At 52.8% G+C, this 6,667-nt stretch carries 7 protein-coding genes; 3 read left to right on the top strand and 4 right to left on the bottom strand.

From position 1 onward, the window contains the following. The 3 genes from phnE to CPT76_RS26190 all read left to right on the top strand — a co-directional run. Positions 1-636 (top strand): phosphonate ABC transporter, permease protein PhnE (gene phnE / locus CPT76_RS26200; protein WP_105445000.1); only part of this gene is annotated, 636 nt, incomplete at its 5' end. Positions 637-915: 279 nt separating this feature from the next. Further along, the gene (locus CPT76_RS26195) at positions 916-2,649 is read left to right on the top strand and encodes a hypothetical protein (RefSeq protein ID WP_105444999.1); all 1,734 of its coding nucleotides are present in this window, start codon (positions 916-918) and stop codon (positions 2,647-2,649) included. Between the two features lie 217 nt (positions 2,650-2,866). Continuing rightward, the gene (locus tag CPT76_RS26190) at positions 2,867-3,136 is read left to right on the top strand and encodes a hypothetical protein (protein WP_105444998.1); all 270 of its coding nucleotides are present in this window, start codon (positions 2,867-2,869) and stop codon (positions 3,134-3,136) included. Positions 3,137-3,231: 95 nt separating this feature from the next. Here the strand turns inward: CPT76_RS26190 and speD are convergent, their stop codons facing one another. From speD to CPT76_RS26170, 4 genes are all read right to left on the bottom strand, one after another. Beyond that, positions 3,232-4,038: an adenosylmethionine decarboxylase gene (gene speD, locus CPT76_RS26185; RefSeq protein ID WP_105444997.1), complete on the bottom strand. Its 807-nt coding sequence runs from the start codon at positions 4,036-4,038 to the stop codon at positions 3,232-3,234. A 173-nt stretch (positions 4,039-4,211) separates the two neighbouring features. Then, a complete protein-coding gene (locus CPT76_RS26180; protein ID WP_105444996.1) occupies positions 4,212-4,979 on the bottom strand; it encodes an ABC transporter permease in 768 nt (255 codons plus the stop codon). Continuing rightward, a complete protein-coding gene (locus CPT76_RS26175; RefSeq protein WP_105444995.1) occupies positions 4,980-5,741 on the bottom strand; it encodes an ABC transporter ATP-binding protein in 762 nt (253 codons plus the stop codon). 15 nt (positions 5,742-5,756) lie between these two features. Beyond that, positions 5,757-6,620, bottom strand: a complete 864-nt coding sequence (locus CPT76_RS26170) for a pentapeptide repeat-containing protein (protein WP_105444994.1) — start codon at positions 6,618-6,620, stop codon at positions 5,757-5,759. Positions 6,621-6,667 lie beyond the last annotated feature (47 nt).

The following is a 6,667-nucleotide window of genomic DNA, read 5'->3' as shown; positions in this document are numbered from 1 at the left end:
CTGCATCCGGACTGGTCCTTCGTGTACATTCCGGACGGGGAGGATCTGCTGCGGGGACTGCTCGATACGCTCGTCATCTCCGTTCTTGGCACCGTCGTTGCTGCCGTCGTCTGTATTCCGTTCGCTTTCTGGGCTTCCAGCAATATGAGCCGCGGTCTCGCGCTGTCCGGCAGCGGCAAGCTGGTCCTGAGCGTCATCCGGGTGTTCCCGGAGATCATCGTGGCGATTCTGTTTATCAAAGCCGTCGGTCCCGGCTCCTTTGCCGGCGTTCTGGCCCTGGGCATCCATTCCGTGGGCATGCTGGGCAAGCTCTATTCGGAGACGATCGAGAGCATCGACCGCGGGCCGCAGGAAGCCCTGATCGCGTCCGGTGCAAACCGGCTGCAGGTGCTTCGGTATGCGGTGCTGCCGCAGGTCATCCCGCAGTTCCTTTCCTACTCGCTGTACCGGTTCGAGATCAACATCCGCTCCGCCACGACCCTCGGTCTGGTCGGTGCCGGAGGCATCGGCACCCCGCTGATTTTCGCGCTGCAGGTGCGCAACTGGAACCGGGTGGGCATCATTTTGCTGGGGATCATCGTCCTGGTCATCCTGACGGATCTTATTTCGGGATGGGTGCGGAGAAAAATCATCTAGACGGGGAGTAAATCCGGACCGTTCGGCCGCCATTTCTCGCAGTTTGGTTCGAACTTATTCGCATTGAATAACAGGTAGGAATGGCCACAATAGCTGCATTTTTGCAGCTATTTTCTGTTTCCAAGGTGAATGTCGAACGCCTGATGCCGCGGTTTCCAGCTAACTTGAAAATAAGACAAACCTCATATGCAGAATGGTTACAGCGCACCTGTTGGGCCGCCAGCTCCTAACGCACAATAGAATTTGATGATATTACCAATGCTAAAGGAGTGTTGCAGATTGACGACAGCCTTGCGCAAACCGGCGATGATGTTGATGGCTTTGGTGACAGGAATTTGTCTATGGGTGAGCCAGACCGCTACAAGTTATGCGGACATATGCTCTTCCCGGCTAGAGGCGGAATGGACCCAATTGTACGGGGATTCCACAAACTACAATACGCCGGATCATGTGGCGCCGACGGCCGATGGCGGCTTTGTCATGCTCAGCGACCTCACGAGCCGTAACTTTGGTCCCACAAGTCTTCATGTGATCAAAACGGATGCAAGCGGCGGCACCGAGTGGGAGACGGACTTTTTCGACAATCATTACGTCACGGAAGCGTATCACGGGTACGACATTCAACAGACCCGGGACGGAGGATATATCATTGGTGCAGCCCTCGATGACCGTTCCAATGGCGGGCCCCTTTATCGCGCATACCTCCTTAAGTTGTCGTCCACGGGACAAGTGGAATGGAACTGGGCCTACAGCACCGTCTTTCAAAATCCGGTCAACAGCGTCCAAGAAACGAGTGACGGCGGTTTTATCGTGACGTCCTCCACCTATAACCGCTCCGATACGGCTCCTGCCTACGTCTTCAAAACGGACAAAGACGGCAATCTGCAATGGGACCATACATTTCGTTACAGCGGGGGCGGACCGACCGATTTTAGGGATGGTCAAGTTTTCAACGCTGCTGCCGAGACTTCGGACGGCGGTTTTTGGGTGGTAGGCAGATACTATGATTCCTCTACATACTATCCTTTGTTGGTCAAATATAATGCTTCCGGAAAACTGATATCCAAACGCATGAAAGAGACTTCGGACTGGGGGAGGCTGGATTACAAGCAGATCATACCCTCGGCCGACGGGAAGGGCTATATCATGCTGAATGCCGAAGGCCTCTGGGAAATCGACCGTTCCGGAAATACGCTGTGGAACCTGAGATTAACCGATTCTTCGCCGGAATTGGACGATATTTCGTTCTTGCAAATGAACCAGGTAGACGACGGTTATCTGGTACTCGGCAAGGATCAAACGAGCGATGACCATGTGATCCTGAAGCTTAGCGCCGAAGGGAAAACCATGGATGTCCTTCGCCAGGAGATCCCCGGGTATACGGGAAATTTCAATAACGCATCCCTCCTTCAAGACGGCGGGTTTGTATATTTAAACAGTATCGAGTCCTCCGCTTATCTTCAGCTCACGAAGTTTAAGCTCGTATCTCAAGGCGAGCAGCCCGGCGAAGGTGAATTTTTTCTGGATGACAGCGAGTATTCCGTGACGGTAAATGACATGATTGATATCGTCGCTTTGTTTAAAAAACCGGACGGCACCGTCCTTCCGGTGACCAAAGAGACCCGATTTTCAATCGAAAATCCCGAGATCGCATCCATTGACGAAGAGGGTAATATTATCGGGCTGGCACCGGGCCTGACGAGCATTAAGGCGGAATATAACGGACAGACAGCCGCCGCCTCCCTCCTGGTCGTCAAACCTTACGTCCCAAAACCGGTTAACCGTATAAGTGAGGAGACCGGTCCAGCCAAGTCGGATTCGACCGATTCGGGTTCCGTTGTTCCGGGCAGCACGGATCCTGAACCGTCCAATCCGGTCCCGGCCGACTCAGGTGATACCGCCTCAGGTTCGTCCGATCCAGACACGTCCAATCCAGGAAGCGCTGATCCTGACTCGTCCGAGCCGAGCACGCCCGATCCGGCAGGCGCCGAGCCTGGCACATCTCAGCCATAAAAGGTTTAATCCCGCATCCCGGGAACGAGATCGGCCCATTGTGTACAATCATGGCTTTCACACTGGGCTCTGCTTCTACTAAAAAAGACTGGATTCACGTGCTTCCCCACAGATCCAGTCTTTTTTTTACTATCCGGCTGAAGATGCTTTTCCATCCCCCGTATGTTACAATAATGGAAATTAAATGTAATTTTAAACAAAAAAGGAGCTGACCCCCATGGACCCCAACCGATCCCGTTCCGCCAGTCCGCAAGGAAAGCCCGCAGTTCACGAAACGCAGCCCGCAAGCGAAACCGCTGCGACCCTCGACCATGAAATTTATGTTAATGAGCAGCTCAGAAACATACAAACCATCGAAGGCGGCGGCCCGCCCAAAAAGGTCAATATGGACCAGCTCCCCGCCCCGATCCGGTACTTCGGCTACTTTTTTATGTCCGGCATCGCCCTGTTTGCGGTGATCTCCATCTTGATCAGCATTTTCAAATAACTGCCGCCAGCAAAATAAAAGCGCCGTACCCCTTTGTGTGAGCACAGCGCCTTACCGAATATAACTTCATCACTTCCGCACCAGGTTCATCTGCCTCACACCAAATTTTTGCCGTAATAAATCTCGTCCATTTCCAGTGTAATCCGCTCCGTGATTTCTTCCTGCTCGCTCTCGCTCAGCGTATCCTTCGTATAGCCGAACAAGTAATTGTCCAGGTCAAATTCCCGCAGCTTGCATTTCGTATGAAAGATATGCTCCTGATACACGTTCACGTCGATCATGTCGTACATATCCTTCACCTTATCCGGGATATAGTTCTGGATCGAATTGATATCGTGGTCGATGAACAGCTTATGGCCGCTAATATCGCGCGTAAATCCCCGAACCCGGTAGTCGATGGTCATAATATCCGTGTCAAAAGAATGAATGAGATAGTTCAGCGCCTTCAGCGGCGAAATCTCCCCGCAGGTCGATACGTCGATATCGGCCCGGAAGGTGCTGATGCCCTCGTCCGGATGGAACTCCGGATACGTATGAACCGTAATATGGCTTTTATCCAAGGCCATGACGACTGAGTCCGGCAGCGGTCCGGGCGATTCGGAATAGGATTCCTGCGGAACCTCCACCACTGGCCCTTCGGAGACGAGAATCGTCACGCTCGCCCCCTGCGGCACGTAATCCTGTTTGGCTATATTCAGCACGTGAGCCCCGATAATATCCGACACCGTCTTCAGAATCGTCGTCAGACGCTCCGCATTATACTGCTCATCGATGTATTCCAGGTAAGCCTCGCGCTCTTCTTTGGTCCGTGTAAAGCAGATATCGTACATATTAAAGCTGAGCGACTTCGTCAGGTTGTTAAACCCATGCAGCTTCACGTGCTGCTCCGGTATTTCCTTCATTGCACATTCACCCCGCTGTCTTCATGTCCACTGCCTAATATTCCCTGATCATGGTGCATTATCCGTCTAGAACGGCAGCTTTTGTTTATTTACACTTTTTACCCCAAATGGGGCAGGGACAAACAATGCAGGATGGTAGGCAGCAGCTTGAGATAAGCGGGGATTTACGGATATTACACCCGTTTCTTATACGCCCTCATCGCAAAAACATATGCCACGAGCATGATTCCGACGCACCATGCAAGAGCGATCCAGATATCATTGCCCACTGGTTGACCTGACAGCAGCGAACGGATCGCTTCCACGATCGAGGTCACCGGCTGGTTGTCGGCAAAGGCGCGAACGACCCGGGGCATCGAATCGGTCGGCACAAACGCGGAGCTGATGAACGGCAGGAAGATAATCGGATAGGAAAAGGCGCTTGCGCCATCCACGGATTTGGCGGATAACCCGGCAATCGCCGCGACCCACGTTAACGCCAGTGTAAACAGCATCAGTATGCCGGCTACGGCAAGCCATGGCAGCAGCCCTGCTGACGAACGAAAGCCCATTAAGAGCGCAACAAGTATGATAACGACCACCGATATGGCATTGGATACCAGCGAGCTGATCACATGTCCCCACAGCATGGTGGAACGGGCAATCGGCATGGAGTGGAACCGTTCGAATATACCCCGCTGCACATCGATAAACAGGCGGTACGCCGTATAAGAAATTCCGCTTGCAATGGCAATCAGCAAAATGCCTGGCAGCAAATAATTTACATAGTTATCCGTGCCGGTTTGAATGGCGCCTCCGAATACATAAACGAACAGCAGCATAAATGCGATCGGCATGATCGTGACCGTGATAATGGTGTCCCAGCTGCGGAATATATGGCGCATGGAACGTCCGAGCATCACACCCATATCGCTAAAGTAATGCTTCTTTACCGCTTCCATTTACTTTTCCTCCTTTTTGCCAACGATGGCAAGAAATACTTCTTCCAATGAAGGCTGTTTTTCAACGTACTCTACCTTTGCAGGCGGGAACAGCTTTTTCAGCTCCGCGAGCGTGCCGCCCGCGATAATCTTGCCCTCATGCAGAATGGCGATTCGATCGGCAAGCTGTTCGGCTTCCTCCAGATACTGCGTGGTCAGGAATACGGTCGTGCCGCCGTCAGCAAGCTCCTTGACGATCTTCCACACCTCGATGCGCGCCTCGGGATCAAGCCCAGTCGTCGGCTCGTCAAGGAAAATGATCTGCGGTTTTCCGATCAGGCTCATAGCGAGGTCGAGCCTGCGGCGCATACCTCCCGAATAAGTAGATACTCTCCGGTTCGCGGCATCCATTAAGCCGAAGCGCATAAGCAGTTCGCGGGCAACCACACGCGGAGCTGCGAGATGCCGCAGCTTGGCGATCATGATGAGATTTTCCTGCCCGGTCAAATTCTCGTCCACGGCGGCAAACTGACCGGCCAAACTGATCGACTGCCGTACATGGTCCGGCTTTGAGGTGACATCGAATCCGTTGACGGCAGCGGTTCCGCCGTCAGGCTTAAGCAGCGTGGTAAGGATTTTTACGGTTGTCGTCTTACCCGCCCCGTTGGAGCCGAGCAGGGCGAAAATGCTTCCCTGATCCACCTCAAAATCCACACCTTTTAGAACTTGCTGCTGCTTGTAGGATTTTTGCAGTCCTTTGACTTGAATCGACTTGTTTGTCATATCTTCTCCTCCTTTTCAGATCACCGTAACTTTTGACAAATCGGCATCCATGCCCTTGAGTGCAGCAAAGGTCAACTTATCCATCGTCGCCCCGTCAAAGCAGATCGTTTTAATGGCGCGGTAATATTTCTTGGACAACAACGACCCTTGAAAAGACACATTTTTGAGCGTAGCGCCCTTGAACGAAACTTCTTTCAACCCGGCTCTGTCGAACTTGACGCCAATGAAGATTTGACCGTCGAAACGCTGCCCTGTCAGATCGGAAGATGTGAAGTCCACCCCGTCGAATACACAATTCTCAAAGACGGTTTTTGTGAGAGCGGTCATCGTCAGGTTGACGTCGGTCAGGTGAACGCCTGTGAATGTGGCTCCGGCCAGCCACGACTTGCTGAAGTTCGTTCGTACAAGAGTGGATTGGTTAAAGCTTGCATTAGCAAGGTCCAGAGTGGTCAGGTTGCAGTCGGTCAGGTTTGCGCCGTCGAATCGGGCATCCTTCACATCGCTGCTCTTAAATGAACTGCCGGTCAAGTCCGCATTCGTGAAGTCGGAGCCTCGGAGCGTGCTTGATGTGAATTTCCCCTTATGTGCGGTAACGCCCGCAAAGTCGCTTTCGGCCAAGTTGCTCGCGCTGAGGTTGGTTAGCACCTGCCGCTCCAGCGAACGGGATAGGTTTGCCACCTCCAACACCGTTTGCTCAATGTCGCCGATGCTGTCGATGGTCATCTCCAAAGCCGTTTCGTCGTCCTTGCCCTCGGCTTTCAGCTCACGGAACCGCTCCTGCAGATCGGAGTGCAGGTCGGCCTTTAATTCGCTGACGCTTCTCACCCCTTCGTATGCAGCAAAAACCTCGTTCAGATAGTTCGTCAATTTCTCGTTCATCCCATCATCTCTCCTTATAATAAGTTTTCAAGCACGCGCTTGGCGTA

The organism is Paenibacillus sp. AR247 (genome assembly GCF_002968895.1).
Taxonomy (GTDB): Bacteria; Bacillota; Bacilli; order Paenibacillales; family Paenibacillaceae; genus Paenibacillus_AQ; species Paenibacillus_AQ favisporus.
Note: the sequence above shows the minus strand (reverse complement) of the source record. Positions and strands in the feature narration are given on the sequence as shown.